This window comes from Roseomonas sp. WA12 (assembly GCF_054165765.1).
On record NZ_CM135108.1, the window covers coordinates 2098680 to 2111641 of the forward strand.

Here is a 12962-nt window from a genome sequence, read left to right on the forward strand (position 1 = left end):
TGCCGGGACGCGCGAATTAGGCCGCCGGTGCCCTCACGTCAACAGCCCCGCGACGGGTCGTGCGGATGAAGCCGCCCCCCAGCACGCGGTCCCCGTCATAGATCACGCAGCCCTGGCCGGGTGCCGAAATCACCGGCGCGTCGGGCCGGACCAGCAGGCGCCCGGAAGGGGCATCCCATTCGGCCGTCACGGGCTGCGGCACCTCCCGCGCGCGGAACTTCGCCTCTGCGCGGAAGGGGCCTAGCGGCGGGTCCGACAGCCAGTTCACCTCGCCGACCGGCACCTCCGCTACGGGAATCCGGTCCGCATGCGCGACCACAACCCGGCGCTTGTTGGAGTCGAGCGCGGCCACCCGAAGCCCGGCTTCCCCGGGAAGCCCCAGGCCGCGCGCCTGGCCGACCGTGTAGCGTGCCATGCCCTGGTGGGTGCCCAGCACACGCCCGTGCTCGTCCACGATCTCTCCGGCCTCCGCAGCCTCGGGCCGCAGCTTCGCGACAAGGTCGTGGTAGCGGCCGGAGGGGACGAAGCAGATATCCTGACTGTCCGGCTTCTCGGCCACTGCGAGGCCCAGCCGAACGGCCTGCTGCCGCACCGCCGCCTTGTCCGGCATGTCGCCGAGCGGGAAGCGGGCGAAGGCGAGCTGGTCCCTCGTGGTAGCAAACAGGAAGTAGGACTGGTCGCGTGCCGGGTCGGCTGCGCGGCGCAGCTCGGGGCCGCCCGGCCCATCGACACGTCGGGCGTAGTGGCCGGTGGCCAGCGCCTCGCAGCCCAGGTCCCGCGCAAGGGCCACCAGGTCCTGGAACTTCACGGTCTGGTTGCAGCGTACGCAGGGGATCGGCGTCTCACCCCGGGCGTAGCTGTCGGCGAAGTCGCCGATCACGGCGTCGCGGAAACGGCTCTCGCGGTCCAGCACGTAATGGGGGATGCCCAGCCGGTCCGCCACGTCGCGCGCGTCGTGGATGTCCTGGCCGGCGCAGCAGGCGCCCTTCTTCTGGACAGCCGCGCCGTGGTCGTAGAGCTGCAGCGTGGCGCCGATGACGTCATGCCCCTGCTCGGCCAGCAGCCCGGCAACGACGCTGCTGTCCACGCCTCCGGACATGGCGACGAGCACCCTCATGGCCCAGCGGACGCCGATGCGTTCAACCCCATCTGCCAGAAGTCGGCCTCCAGCCGCGACGCCTCGGCGAAGACGCGCGTCAGCGAAGCGAGGCGGGCAGTGCCGCCATGCGTCTCGCCCAGCCGGTCCAGCCGCTCGGCCGAGCGCCGTGCCACGGCCTGGTACTCGGCGCCGGCATACTGGACAATCCAGTTCTCATAGGGGTTGCCCTCCCTTACCCGGCCAGGACTGGCCTCGATCCGCATGGCCAGCTCGCCATAGCCGACCGTGCAGGGGGCGAGAGCCACTTCGAGGTCGAGGATGTCGCCGCGGAAGCCCTGGTCCATCACCCAGCGCGTGTAGCAGACCGTCTCGGGCGCCTCGGGCTCGGCCAGCACGGCGGCCTCGTCCAGCCCCCATTCCCGGCAGTAGACGAGGTGCAGCTTCGTCTCGTCGAGGATGGCCTGCACCACCCTGCCCTTCTCGCGCATCGCGTCCAGGCTCTCGGCCTTCACCACTGCCAGCGCCTGGGCGCGGGCGAACTGCACGAGGAAGAGGTAGTCCTGCACGAGGTAGCGGCGGAAAGCGGCCAGCGGCAGCGTCCCGTCCGCCAGCCCCTGCACGAAGGGATGCCAGAGATAGGCGTCCCATTCCCGCGCTGCCCCGGCGCGGAGCGCGCGGAACAGCCCGCCCTCGGCACCATAGGGAGCGGCGGGACCGTTCATCCGGCGTTGCGGCTGCCGGCGGGCAGCTTCACCACCAGCCCGTCCAGCTTGGCCGTCATGATGAGCTGGCAGCCCAGGCGGCTGGTTTCCTGCAGGTCGAAGGCGAGGTCGAGCATGTCCTCCTCGTCCTCGGTCGGCGTCTCCAGCTTCGGGAACCAGCTGCCATCCACGATCACATGGCAGGTGGAGCAGGCGAGGCTGCCCTCGCAGGCGCCCTCGATATCCACGCCGTGCTTGTGCGCGATCTCCAGCACGGAGAGCCCCAGCGGTGCCTCCACCTCGCGGCGCGTGCCGTCCCGCTCGACGAAGGTCATCTTCGGCATCGATCTCTCCTACCAGCGTCCTGAGACGCCCTATTCCGCGGTCGCCCGCTGGCGCAGCCCGTTCCAGGCGCGCGCGAGCTCCGCCGCCGCCCGGTCCACCTCGGCGGGCGAGGTAAAGCGACCGATCCCGATCCGCAAGGTCGCGCGCGCCTCGTCCTCCGGCAAGCCGAGCGCCCGCAGCACGTAGGAGGGTTCCACGCTGGCGGAAGAGCAGGCGCTGCCGGTGGAAACGCAGACCCCCGGCGCCGCCGCCATCACCGCCTGCGCATCCACCCCGGACGGGAGGGTGAGGTTGAGGTTGCCGGCCACGCGGCGTTCGCGGTGCCCGTTCACCCGCAGCCCGGGGATGGCGGATTCGAGCGCCGCCAGGAGCCGGCCCCGCTGCATGGCGACGCGGCCCTCGTCCAGCGCCATCTCCAGCCGCGCGATCCGCGCCGCCTCGCCGAAGCCGACGACGAGGGGCGGCGCCAGCGTGCCCGAGCGCAGGCCCCGCTCCTGCCCGCCACCCGAGAGCAGCGGCGCCAGCCGCACGCGGGGGCGCCGGCGGACATAGAGGGCACCGATGCCCTTGGGCCCGTAGATCTTGTGGGCGGAGAGGGAGAGGAGATCGATTCCCATCGCGCCGACATCTAGCGGGATGCGACCGGCCGCCTGGGCAGCATCCGTATGGAACAGCACGCCGGCCGCGCGGGCCATCCCAGCCAGGGCGGCGATGTCCTGCACCACGCCGATCTCATTGTTCACGGCCATGACGCTGACGAGCAGGGTTGGCGTGGACAGAGCCTCGCGCAGTACCTCCGGGTCAAGCATCCCGTCCGGGAGAACGGGCAGGATCACCGGCTCGAAGCCCTCGGCGGCAAGGTCCCGCACGCTTTCCAGCACGCATTTATGCTCGGTGGCGACGGTAACGATCCTGCGCCTTCCCGAACCCTGGGCCGCGGCGAAGCGCGCCGCGCCCTTGATGGCCAGGTTGTTCGCCTCGGTCGCGCCGGAGGTGAAAACTAGCTCCCGCGGCTCCGCCCCGATCAGTGCCGCGACATGGCCGCGCGCTTCCTCCACCGCCGCCTCGGCCTCGCGGCCCATCGCGTGCTCGATGCTGGCGGGGTTGGCGAAATTCGACTCCCACCATGGGCGCATCGCCGCGATCACGCGCGGATCGGCCGGCGTGGTCGCGTGGTTGTCGAGATAGGCGGGGCGGTTGGCGGCATCCCTCATGCCGCCAAGATGGGCGATCCCCTGCGCCGGGACGAGGCCCGGCCCGCGCAGACCCGGCCCGCGCCCCTGTCAGGTCCGCGACTCAGCCGCTGCGCAGCAGTCGCGCCCGCATCGCCGCATGAGCCGCAAGAAAGCGCTCCGCTATATCGCCCGGCGCATTCCAGGGCAGGGAGACACGGATGGCCTGGCCCGCCAGGTCGCCCCACCCCATCGCCGCCAGAACCGGGCTGCGGCCCACCTTGCCCGAGGAACAGGCGGCTCCGGCCGAGACGCGCATGCCCGCCAGATCCATCGCGATGACCTGGGTTTCTGCGCTGGCGCCAGGCAGAGCGACGCAGGCCGTATTGGGAAGGCGCGGCGCCCCGGCGCCCGCCACGGGGAGGCCCAGCCCGGCCTCGATCATGTCCCGCAACCCCGCAAGCCGCGTCGCCTGCGCCGGATCGGCCATCTCCGCCGCTGCGCCGAGGCCGGCGATGGCTGGCAGCGCCTCCGTCCCGCCTCGCCTGCCGCGTTCCTGCCCGCCGCCGGCCAGCAACGGCACCATGTCGAGCCCGGGCCGCAGCAGCAGCGCCCCGGCGCCCTTCGGGCCGCCCAGCTTGTGGCCGGAAACGGCCATGCTCTCCGCGCCGCCCGCTGCAAAATCCAGCGGGATGCGCCCGGCGGCCTGCACGCCATCGAGATGCAGCAGGGCGCCGTGCCGCCGGCAGATGGAGGCCGCCTCGGCCACGGGGTGGATGACGCCGGTCTCGTTGTTGGCGACCATCAGGCAGACCAGGGCCGGCTCCCCGCCCGCCAGTGCCGCTTCCAGCGCGGCAAGGTCCAGCGTGCCGTCGGGGAGGACGGGCAACATCGCAGCCCCATCTGCGGCCCGCATCACCGCCGGGTGCTCCGTGGCCCCCGCCAGCACACGGCGCCCCCGCCGCAGTGAGGCGATGGCCAGCGCGTTCGCCTCCGTCCCGCCCGATGTGAAGACCACGTCCCGGGCTGCGGCCCCGAAGCGAGCGGCCACCCGCGCCCGCGCCTCTTCCAGCACCCGCCGGGCCGCGCGCCCCTCGGTATGAACCGAGGAAGGATTGCCCAGCAGATCCATGGCCGCGATCGTGGCGTTGCGCGCCTCCGGGCGCAAAGGCTCGGTCGCGTTGGCGTCGAGGTAGAGGCCCGCGCTCACAAGGGCTCCCCGCCATTGCCGTAGTCCCGCGGCACCGGCACGGCCCGGCCAAGGGTGCGCCCCTCCACCACGTCCTGCAGACTGATTGCCATCAGGAACAGCCGCACCTGCTCCCCCAGCTCGCGCCAGAGGTCGCGCTGGTCCTGCGGGCTGTCGGGCGTGTCTGCCGCCTCCGCGCCGCCCGCGATCGTGTCGTCCACCGCGTCAACTACCTCGGCGACGGTGATCTCCGCAGCGGGCCTGGCCAGGCGGTAGCCACCCCCCGGGCCGCGCGAGGAATGGACGAGCCCCGCCCGCCGGAGCCGGCCGAAAAGCTGTTCCAGATAGGCGACGGACAGCATCTGCGCCTGCGCGATCTCGCCGAGCGTGATCGACGGTCCTGTGCCGCCAGCGCCGCGCCGGGCCATTTCGGTCAGCGCCATCACAGCATAGCGACCACGGGTGGAAAGGCGCATCTCAGCCCTGCCCGCCCGCTGCGAAACCGCGCGCACATGAGATGCCCGGACCTATGCGTCCGGCAGCCATGCGCGCCAAAAGGTGTGGCCCTGCCATGATTTGGTTATGATTCTCGCCCAGCGCTGCCTATATTGCGCCTGTCCCGCCGATCGGAAGGCCGCGCGGGGCACATGGCATCCCCGGAGCCCGGTTCGGACGCGTCATAACCGCCGCGAGGTCCCCCCTTGCGCCGGCAGATCGACGCGACCTTGCCGGTCCAGGCCCGGGGCACTGCCCGGCGGAACAGGTTCCGCCCGCAGGCCCGGTTGGGCGCGGATGGAACCTGTTCCGCCGGGGCGGGATGCCACGAAGGATGAAACAGGTGGGGCGGCCTCCGGCGCAAGCCATTGGGGGCCGGCCCGCCCCAGAAAAACGCCCTACGGGGCGGAAGGTGATGATGCCCGAGGTAATGTTTGCCGGCCCCGACGGCCGGCTCGAGGGTCGCTACCACCACGCCAAGCAGCCCAATGCTCCCACTGCCCTGATCCTGCACCCGCACCCGTTGCATGGTGGCACCATGAATAACCGGGTGGTGCACGCGCTGTATGAGCGTTTTCGCCTGATGGGCTTTTCCACGCTGCGCTTCAACTTTCGCGGCGTGGGCAAGAGCCAGGGCCGGTATGACGGCGGGATCGGTGAGATCTCGGACGCGACGGCCGCGCTCGACTTCCTTCAGGCGGTGAACCCGGCCGCCTCCATGCTCTGGGTCGCCGGCTACTCCTTCGGCGCCTATGTCGGCATGCAGGTGCTGATGCGTCGCCCGGAGATGGGCGGTTTCGTCTCCATCTCGGCCCCTGCCAGCCACTACGATTTCGGCTTCCTGGCCCCCTGCCCTTGCTCCGGCCTCATCCTGCACGGCGAGGCGGACGAGCTGGTGCCGGAGCCTTCGGTGCGGAAGCTGGTCGATAAGCTGAACACCCAAAAGGGTATCAAGATCGATTACCGGACGATGCCGGGCGCCAGCCATGTGTTCACGCCCGAGCAGACCGAGAAGGTTGCCGAGGCGGCGCAGGACCATGTGATGACCGTGCTGAACCGCGCGCGCATGTCGATGGCCGCGGACTGACTCCTTCCCGATCCGGAAGGACCAGGGGGCGGCGTCCGAAAGGGCGCCGCCCTTTTCCGTGGGGCTCCCCGCGTTGTGCAGGGCCGGACCTTGGAGTAGGCCGGGATGCAGGGAGGGCGCCGGTCGCCAATGATCGGACTGCCGCAATGGATCATCTTGGGGACGACGCCACTGACGGCATGACCGGGCTGGTGGGCGCGATCCACCGCCGCCATGTCGCCAATCTCGGGGGCACCGTCGCGGGCTATATCCCCGAGCTCGCCCGCATGCCGCCGGACCTGCTGGGCCTGGCCGTTGCCGGCACGGACGGGCGGCTGGCGCGGGTCGGCGATGCCGAACACGCCTTTACCATCCAATCCATTTCAAAGGCCTTCACCTTCGCCCTGCTGATCGAGACAGCGGGGCGGGCCGAGACCTATGCCGCGGTGGGCGTGCAGGCGAGCAGCGAGGCGTTCAATGCCATCGAGCTCGACCCCCGCACCAACCGCCCCTTCAACCCGATGATGAATGCCGGCGCCCTGGCCGTGACCGGCCGGTTGGCGGAGATCTGGGGAGAGGCCGCCTTCCCCCGGATCCTCGCCATGCTCTCCGCCGCCGCCGGCCGGGACCTTGCGGTGGATGAGGCGGTGTTCCGCTCGGAGAGGGAAACCGGCCACCGCAACCGCGCCATCGCGCATCTGCTCCGGGCGGCGGGCGTCTTCTCCATCGACCCGGACCAGGTCGCCTCGCTCTACTTCCGGCAATGCGCCGTGCTGGTGACCGCGGCCGACCTCGCGCGGATGGGCGCGACGTTGGGCCATCTCGGCACTAACCCCGCCACGGGGGCGGAGGTGTTTGGCACAGATGCCGTGCGCGACACCCTCTCCGTCATGTTCACCTGCGGCATGTACAATGGTGCGGGTGACTGGGCCTGCCGGGTGGGCGTGCCGGCGAAGAGCGGCGTGGGCGGCGGGGTGCTGGCGGTGGTCAACCGCCAGCTCGGGATCGGCGTGTTCTCGCCGCGGCTGGACGCCCAGGGAAACCCGCTCCGCGGCCTGCTCTGCTGCATCGACCTGGCCGAGGAGCTGGGGCTGCACGCCTTTGACGCGACCAACGCGGGGTCACGTTACCTCTCGGCCTGGCAGGGCTAGGCGAAAGCCGAGACGCGCCGCCCGCCGGTCAGGGGATGCGGCGCCCCTGTCGTGCCAGGGAAGGTCAGCGGCAGGTCTCGGGCAACCCGGGCGGCCAGAACGCCGAAGGCTTGGGCCTCCAGCGCGTCGCCATCCCAGCCCGCCACCTCCACCGGGCGCACGGGCGCCTCCAGCATGCTCGCCAGCGCCTTCATCAGCGCTGGGTTCCGGCGGCCACCGCCGGCGACCAGCCACTGCACGGGTGGATCGGGGAAGTGCCGGGCGGCGGCACCGACGCAGACGGCGCAGAAGGCCGCCAGCGTGGCCGCGCCATCGGCCGGGGAGAGGCTTCCCGCGCCGGAGTCGCGCAGCGCCTGGTCGAAATCCAGCCGGTCCAGCGATTTGGGCGGAGGCGCCGCGAGATAGGGATGCGCCATGAGCCGCCCTAGCACCGCCCCGTCCGGCTGCCCGGCCAGGGCCAAGTGGCCGTCCCGATCATAGTCCTGGCCGAGGGAGCGGCGTGCCCAGTCATCCAGCGGGCCATTGGCAGGGCCGGTGTCGAAGGCCACCAGCTCGCCATCCGGCCCGATCCAGGTGACGTTGCCCACGCCGCCCAGGTTCAGGATGGCGACGGGTTTGGGCAGCGATTCCACGAGCACGCGGTGGAAGACCGGCACCAGCGGCGCGCCCTGGCCGCCGGCGGCGACATCGGCCGAACGGAAATCGTGCACCACCTCCACCCGCGTCAGCCGAGCCAGCAGGGCGGGCTCGCCGATCTGCCAGGTGTGGCCGCGCTCGCCTGGGCCGGTGGCCGGGCGGTGCAGAATGGTCTGGCCATGGAAGCCGATCAGGTCGGCCTGAAGGCCGAGTGTCTCCACCGCTTCCGCATGACGCTCGGTCAGGCGGCGGGCGCAGTCCAGCATCCCCGGGTCGTTCGCGAGCCGTCCGCCGGCATGCAGGGCGGGCGCAGCGTCCAGCAGGGCGCGCAGGTCCCGGCGGAGGGCGGGCGGATAGGGAATGGTCACGGATGGCCCGAACCGGCCGATCCTTTCCCCATCCGTTTCGACATACGCAGCGTCCACCCCGTCCAGCGAGGTGCCGCTCATCAGCCCAATGGTTCGCAGCATGGCGGCAGTTGTGCTACGGCCGGCGCGCTTTGCAAGCCCGAGTGAATTCGATGCCCGACAGCACCAGCGACTTCCTGCAGATCGCGCGCGAGCGCGGCTACGTCCATCAGGTGACGGACGAGGCCGCCCTCTCCGCCCGGATGGGCCAGGGCGTGCTGCCCGCCTATATCGGCTTCGACTGCACGGCGGACAGCCTGCATGTCGGGCACCTCGTCTCGATCATGCTGCTGCGGCTGTTGCAGCGCACGGGGCACAAGCCCGTGGTGCTGATGGGCGGCGGCACGAGCAAGGTGGGTGATCCGTCCTTTCGGGACGAGGCGCGGCCGCTGCTGACGGACGAGCAGATCGAGGTGAACAAGGCCGGCATCCGCCGGGCCTTCGAGCCTTTCCTGCAGTTCGGCGCCGGCCCGACCGATGCGGTGATGCTCGACAATGCCGTGTGGCTGGACGAGCTGCGCTACATCCCCTTCCTGCGCGAAGTCGGCCGGTATTTCAGCGTGAACCGCATGCTCTCCATGGACAGCGTGAAGCAGAGGCTGGAGCGGGAGCAGAACTTCTCCTTCCTCGAGTTCAACTACATGCTGCTGCAGGGCTACGACTTCCTGGAGCTGTTCCGCCGCCACGGCGTCGGGCTGCAGATGGGCGGCTCGGACCAGTGGGGCAACATCATCATGGGCGCCGACCTGGTGCGCCGCATGGAAGCGAAGGAGGCCTTCGGGCTGACAACGCCGCTTCTCACCACCGCCTCCGGCGCGAAGATGGGCAAGACGGCGTCGGGCGCCGTGTGGCTGAATGCCGACCGCCTCTCGCCCTATGACTACTGGCAGTTCTGGCGGAACACCGAGGATGCGGATGTCGGCCGCTTCCTGCGCCTGTTCACCGATCTTCCGCTCGCCGAGTGCGAGCGCCTTGCCGCGCTCAAGGGTTCGGAGGTGAACGAGGCGAAGAAGGTGCTGGCGACCGAGGCGACCGCGATGTTGCATGGCCGCGCTGCCGCCGATGCTGCGGCGGACACCGCGCGCGTGACCTTTGAGCAGGGGCAAACGGCAGAGTCGCTGCCCTCCATCACCGCTGCGCTTCCCGCGGGCCTTCTGGACCTCGCCGTTTCGGCGGGGCTGGCGGCAAGCAAGGGCGAGGCGCGGCGGCTGGTCGGGCAGTCCGGGCTTCGGCTGAACGACGAGGTGGTGACGGATGCCGCGCGCGAGGTGACGGCGGCCGATCTCCGCGACGGCGCGGCGAAGCTCTCCGCCGGCCGCAAGCGCCACGTGCTGGTGCGGCCGGCCTAGGGGCCGCGCTGCACCACGATGCCGATCGAGGTCGTGACGTAGCCCAGCGCCTCGATTTTGAGGTGGGGCAGCGCATAGGGCGGCGCGTCCACATAGGCGTCCAGCGGTGCGTCGCCGGGGTGCAAGTTCAGCGGCCAAACGACGTGGCCTCGCGCGGCCAAGCGCTCCAGCATTCCCTCGATGTCGCGCCGGCGGAAAAAGGAGAGGCCTGGGGTCTCGAGCGTCGCCTCGTTGGAGCCAAGATTGAACTCGGTGGTGTGCACGGCGATACCACCTGGCCGGAGCGTCTCGAGACTGTTCTCGAAGAAGCGCAGACCGTGCTCGATGCTGCCGAGATGCTCGAAGCAGCAGGAGGACCAGCACGCATCGTAGCCGTGCAGGTCGGGCGGAATCGCGTTCATGTCCACAGGCGCGAAGGAAACGCGTTCGCGGAAGGTCGCCTCATCGATCAGCCGGGGGTGATAGAGTTGCATCAGCCCGGCGGCGTGCTGGCCGGTGCTGTCCCAGCCCACGCCCTCCACCACCTCCGGCGGTGCGTCCGTGGCCAGCACGGAGACGCCGTTGGCGGCCAGCATGGAGGGAAGCGGCTCCTGCCCCACGCCGAAGCCGAGCATGCGCGTGCCCGGGCGGATGAGGTCCATCGCGCGCATCACGGCCAGGATCCAGCAAAACTCCCATTGCTTGCGGTGCATGCGCGGAGCCTCGCCGATGGTCGCGCACCAGCCTGCATAGGCGGGCTCGCGCAGCTGATCCTCAGTGCAGAGCTGACTGGTCGGGCTGGCCAGGGTGGGCGGCGCGTCCTGCCAGGGGATGCCGGGGGAAGCCGGTGGGCTCCGCAGCCAGGGCAGGGCCGCGGCGCCATCGCGTTCCATCGCTGCGCGCAGCGCGTCCGGCGATGGGGCATCGGCCGGCGTCTGCGCTTCGGCGACGGGGGTGGTGTCCTGGGCGATGGGGCCGTGGTCGAGCATGCGAGGCACCCTACCGGAGGCGTCCCGCAAACGGAACGCGCTGCGCGGCAGCCGCGCGGTCAATAACTCTGGCCCGGGTAAGTTGGGCGGATGGTGGGCGCAACAGGGATTGAACCTGTGACCCCCTCCGTGTCAGGGAGGTGCTCTCCCGCTGAGCTATGCGCCCATCCGCCGGGACCCGGGTGGCGTCCGCCTGGGAGGCGTTCGCTTCGGGGCGGCCCCTTTAGCGCGCCCTCCGCGGCTCGACAAGCCCGAAGGCAGCACGGCTGGCGCGAAAGCGATTGAGCGTGGCGCAGCGTAAGGAAAGGCTGCATCGCGCGTGACAGTTGGGCGCGGCTGTGGTGATTCAGGAGATAGATGGACCTCTCGCTCCAGGCCACCGCCGAGGCCGACTCCCCCCCGCCCTTTCTGCTGCACCGGCCGCGTGTCCAAACGGCGCCGATCATCCTGTCCTCGCCGCATTCGGGCCGCCACTACCCTGCTGCATTCCTGGCCGAGAGCCGGCTGGACCCGGTGGCACTGCGGCGTTCCGAGGACGGGTTCGTGGAGGAAATCTTCGCCGGTGCGCCCGATCTCGGTGCGCCGCTCCTCGCGGCGACCTTCCCGCGCGTGTACTGCGACGCCAATCGCGAGGCCTGGGAGCTGGATCCCGGCATGTTCGACGGGCCGCTGCCGGACTTCGTCAACAGCGCCTCGCCGCGCGTCGGTGCCGGCCTCGGCACCATCGCCCGTGTCGTGGCGAGCGGGGAGGCCGTCTATCGGCGGCGCCTGTCCTTCGATGAGGCGGCGTGCCGGATCCGGGCATTGTGGGAGCCCTATCACGCCGCGCTTTCGGCCCTGATCGACGAGACCCTGCGCGCCTTTGGCTGCTGCCTGCTGATCGACTGCCACTCCATGCCCTCCCTTCCGCCGGAGGGAGGTCGCGCGGCCGATATGATCCTCGGCGACGCCCATGGCACTGCGGCCGCGCCGCGGGCGACGCGCCTGCTGGAGGAATCGCTTTCCGCGCTGGGCTACCGTCTCCGCCGGAACAATCCCTATGCCGGGGGCTATGTCACCCGGCATTACGGGCGCCCGCGGGACGGCGTGCATGTGATCCAGCTTGAGATCGCGCGCGGGTTGTACATGGACGAACGGCGGATTCAGCGGCTTCCGGGGCTGGCCACGCTGCGGACCGACATGGACCGGCTGCTGGCCCGGCTTATGGCGGAAGACTGGTCCTTCCTGCGGTCCTGACCAAAGAATTCAAGGACGTACAGGGTCGCGCAGTTTCGGACGAATGCTGCTTGCCAGCGCGCAGGCAAAAAAAGAGGCGGTGCCAGAGGCACCGCCGAGTTTAGGGAGGAAACGTCCAAGAAAGACAACAACGCGACAACATCGCGTTGCTGCGATGCACAAGTTAGGCACGCCCCCGGCGTTCCGCAAGGGGTTTTTTGCAGCGCATCATCACGGGAATGAGAGCTAGCGATGTTTCTGGTTGGCACGGCATTTGTGCCTGAGGCGGCATGCGCCTCCTTGCTCTGCTCCTCCTCCTGCTTCCCGGGATCGCCCTCGCTCAGCCCTCCGCCACCGGCCTCTGCCGGGCGGCGATCGCCAGCGCGGAGCGGGAATACGGGCTTCCGGCGGGCCTTCTCGCCGCCATGGGCCGGGTGGAATCGGGGCGGCGGAATCCCGAGACGGGGGAAACCGGGCCCTGGCCCTGGACGATGAATGCGGAGGGAGCCGGCAAATTCTTCTCTGGCAAGGCGGAAGCGGTTGCCGAGGTGCGGCAGCTTCGCGCCGGTGGGATGCGGATCATCGATGTGGGCTGCATGCAGATCAACCTGCACCACCACGCGGAGGCCTTCGCCTCGCTCGAGGAGGCTTTCGACCCGTTGGCCAATGCCCGCTACGCCGCGCGGTTCCTGACGGAGCTGAAGAATGCGGCCGGTGACTGGATGACGGCGGCCGGCCACTATCACAGCCGCACGCCGGCCCGGGCCGAGCTGTATCGTGCTCAGGTGGCACTTCGCTGGCCGGAGGAGCAACGGATGGCAGCGGCCAGCCCGGCGCCGGCTTGGCAGCCCGGGTGGTCCAATGCCTCAAGGCCGACCCTGGCCTCGGCGGCGGTGCCGATGCCCGGGGGGATGGGCGGCATGGGGATGGGAATGGGCGGCCTGGCCGGGATGAGCATCCGCTCCTCACCGCCGCCGACCATCAATCGCATGGCGCCCGCGTCGAGCGAGGGCGAGCGCGGGCGGGGGCTCGACGCCTACCGGACGATGGCGATCCCCCTGGCCTCCCGCACGGCGCCGGTGCTGATGCGGGGCGCTTCGGGGATCCCGGGCATGTCCGGCCGCGGCTGAGGGTGGGGACCTAACCCAGGAGGCAATCCGGAAACCCGC

Annotated in this window: 13 protein-coding genes and 1 tRNA gene; 5 read left to right on the plus strand and 9 right to left on the minus strand. The window is 70.6% G+C overall.

The features are described 5' to 3' along the window. Window positions 1-16: 16 nt before the first annotated feature. From mnmA to ACVBD7_RS09970, 6 genes are all read right to left on the minus strand, one after another. A complete protein-coding gene (gene mnmA / locus ACVBD7_RS09945; RefSeq protein WP_458097324.1) occupies window positions 17-1117 on the minus strand; it encodes a tRNA 2-thiouridine(34) synthase MnmA in 1101 nt (366 codons plus the stop codon). Beyond that, window positions 1114-1821, minus strand: coding sequence for a thiaminase II (tenA, locus tag ACVBD7_RS09950; protein ID WP_458097325.1), 708 nt, complete (start codon window positions 1819-1821; stop codon window positions 1114-1116). Before tenA ends, mnmA begins: the two co-directional genes overlap by 4 nt. Further along, the gene (locus ACVBD7_RS09955; RefSeq protein WP_458097326.1) at window positions 1818-2144 is read right to left on the minus strand and encodes a ferredoxin family 2Fe-2S iron-sulfur cluster binding protein; all 327 of its coding nucleotides are present in this window, start codon (window positions 2142-2144) and stop codon (window positions 1818-1820) included. The genes tenA and ACVBD7_RS09955 overlap by 4 nt, the downstream gene beginning before the upstream one ends. A gap of 30 nt (window positions 2145-2174) precedes the next feature. After that, window positions 2175-3359 (minus strand): cysteine desulfurase family protein, encoded by a 1185-nt coding sequence (locus tag ACVBD7_RS09960; RefSeq protein ID WP_458097327.1) that lies wholly within the window; start codon window positions 3357-3359, stop codon window positions 2175-2177. 82 nt (window positions 3360-3441) lie between these two features. Continuing rightward, window positions 3442-4527, minus strand: a complete 1086-nt coding sequence (locus ACVBD7_RS09965) for a cysteine desulfurase family protein (RefSeq protein WP_458097328.1) — start codon at window positions 4525-4527, stop codon at window positions 3442-3444. Then, a complete protein-coding gene (locus ACVBD7_RS09970) occupies window positions 4524-4982 on the minus strand; it encodes an Rrf2 family transcriptional regulator (protein ID WP_458097329.1) in 459 nt (152 codons plus the stop codon). The genes ACVBD7_RS09965 and ACVBD7_RS09970 overlap by 4 nt, the downstream gene beginning before the upstream one ends. Before the next feature lie 437 nt (window positions 4983-5419). Here ACVBD7_RS09970 and ACVBD7_RS09975 point away from each other — a divergent pair, with 437 nt between their 5' ends. Both ACVBD7_RS09975 and glsA read left to right on the plus strand, forming a co-directional pair. Further along, on the plus strand, window positions 5420-6088 hold the full coding sequence (locus tag ACVBD7_RS09975) for an alpha/beta hydrolase (protein WP_458097330.1): 669 nt from the start codon (window positions 5420-5422) through the stop codon (window positions 6086-6088). Between the two features lie 146 nt (window positions 6089-6234). Next, window positions 6235-7218: a glutaminase A gene (gene glsA / locus ACVBD7_RS09980; RefSeq protein ID WP_458097331.1), complete on the plus strand. Its 984-nt coding sequence runs from the start codon at window positions 6235-6237 to the stop codon at window positions 7216-7218. On the opposite strand, the gene ACVBD7_RS09985 is transcribed toward glsA, so the two are convergent. Further along, the gene (locus ACVBD7_RS09985; RefSeq protein WP_458097674.1) at window positions 7215-8321 is read right to left on the minus strand and encodes an anhydro-N-acetylmuramic acid kinase; all 1107 of its coding nucleotides are present in this window, start codon (window positions 8319-8321) and stop codon (window positions 7215-7217) included. The genes glsA and ACVBD7_RS09985 overlap by 4 nt on opposite strands. Before the next feature lie 53 nt (window positions 8322-8374). Here ACVBD7_RS09985 and tyrS point away from each other — a divergent pair, with 53 nt between their 5' ends. Then, window positions 8375-9610 carry a tyrosine--tRNA ligase gene (tyrS, locus tag ACVBD7_RS09990; RefSeq protein WP_458097332.1) on the plus strand — a complete coding sequence of 412 codons (1236 nt, stop codon included), beginning with the start codon at window positions 8375-8377 and terminating at the stop codon, window positions 9608-9610. On the opposite strand, the gene ACVBD7_RS09995 is transcribed toward tyrS, so the two are convergent. Continuing rightward, on the minus strand, window positions 9607-10578 hold the full coding sequence (locus tag ACVBD7_RS09995; RefSeq protein WP_458097333.1) for an SAM-dependent methyltransferase: 972 nt from the start codon (window positions 10576-10578) through the stop codon (window positions 9607-9609). The genes tyrS and ACVBD7_RS09995 overlap by 4 nt on opposite strands. 91 nt (window positions 10579-10669) lie before the next feature. Next, window positions 10670-10744, minus strand: a tRNA-Val gene (locus tag ACVBD7_RS10000). Window positions 10745-10935: 191 nt separating this feature from the next. On the opposite strand from ACVBD7_RS10000, the gene ACVBD7_RS10005 reads away from it, so the two are divergent. Then, window positions 10936-11814, plus strand: a complete 879-nt coding sequence (locus ACVBD7_RS10005) for an N-formylglutamate amidohydrolase (protein WP_458097334.1) — start codon at window positions 10936-10938, stop codon at window positions 11812-11814. A 269-nt stretch (window positions 11815-12083) separates the two neighbouring features. Then, window positions 12084-12923, plus strand: coding sequence for a transglycosylase SLT domain-containing protein (locus tag ACVBD7_RS10010; RefSeq protein WP_458097335.1), 840 nt, complete (start codon window positions 12084-12086; stop codon window positions 12921-12923). Window positions 12924-12962: the final 39 nt, after the last annotated feature.

What these genes read in the sequence shown, in the direction of transcription:
- mnmA (WP_458097324.1), bottom strand. Translation starts at nt 1,117, where the DNA reads ATGAGGGTGCTCGTCGCCATGTCCGGAGGCGTGGACAGCAGCGTCGTT.
- tenA (WP_458097325.1), bottom strand. Translation starts at nt 1,821, where the DNA reads ATGAACGGTCCCGCCGCTCCCTATGGTGCCGAGGGCGGGCTGTTCCGC.
- ACVBD7_RS09955 (WP_458097326.1), bottom strand. Translation starts at nt 2,144, where the DNA reads ATGCCGAAGATGACCTTCGTCGAGCGGGACGGCACGCGCCGCGAGGTG.
- ACVBD7_RS09960 (WP_458097327.1), bottom strand. Translation starts at nt 3,359, where the DNA reads ATGAGGGATGCCGCCAACCGCCCCGCCTATCTCGACAACCACGCGACC.
- ACVBD7_RS09970 (WP_458097329.1), bottom strand. Translation starts at nt 4,982, where the DNA reads ATGCGCCTTTCCACCCGTGGTCGCTATGCTGTGATGGCGCTGACCGAA.
- ACVBD7_RS09975 (WP_458097330.1), top strand. Translation starts at nt 5,420, where the DNA reads ATGCCCGAGGTAATGTTTGCCGGCCCCGACGGCCGGCTCGAGGGTCGC.
- glsA (WP_458097331.1), top strand. Translation starts at nt 6,235, where the DNA reads ATGGATCATCTTGGGGACGACGCCACTGACGGCATGACCGGGCTGGTG.
- tyrS (WP_458097332.1), top strand. Translation starts at nt 8,375, where the DNA reads ATGCCCGACAGCACCAGCGACTTCCTGCAGATCGCGCGCGAGCGCGGC.
- ACVBD7_RS09995 (WP_458097333.1), bottom strand. Translation starts at nt 10,578, where the DNA reads ATGCTCGACCACGGCCCCATCGCCCAGGACACCACCCCCGTCGCCGAA.
- ACVBD7_RS10005 (WP_458097334.1), top strand. Translation starts at nt 10,936, where the DNA reads ATGGACCTCTCGCTCCAGGCCACCGCCGAGGCCGACTCCCCCCCGCCC.
- ACVBD7_RS10010 (WP_458097335.1), top strand. Translation starts at nt 12,084, where the DNA reads ATGCGCCTCCTTGCTCTGCTCCTCCTCCTGCTTCCCGGGATCGCCCTC.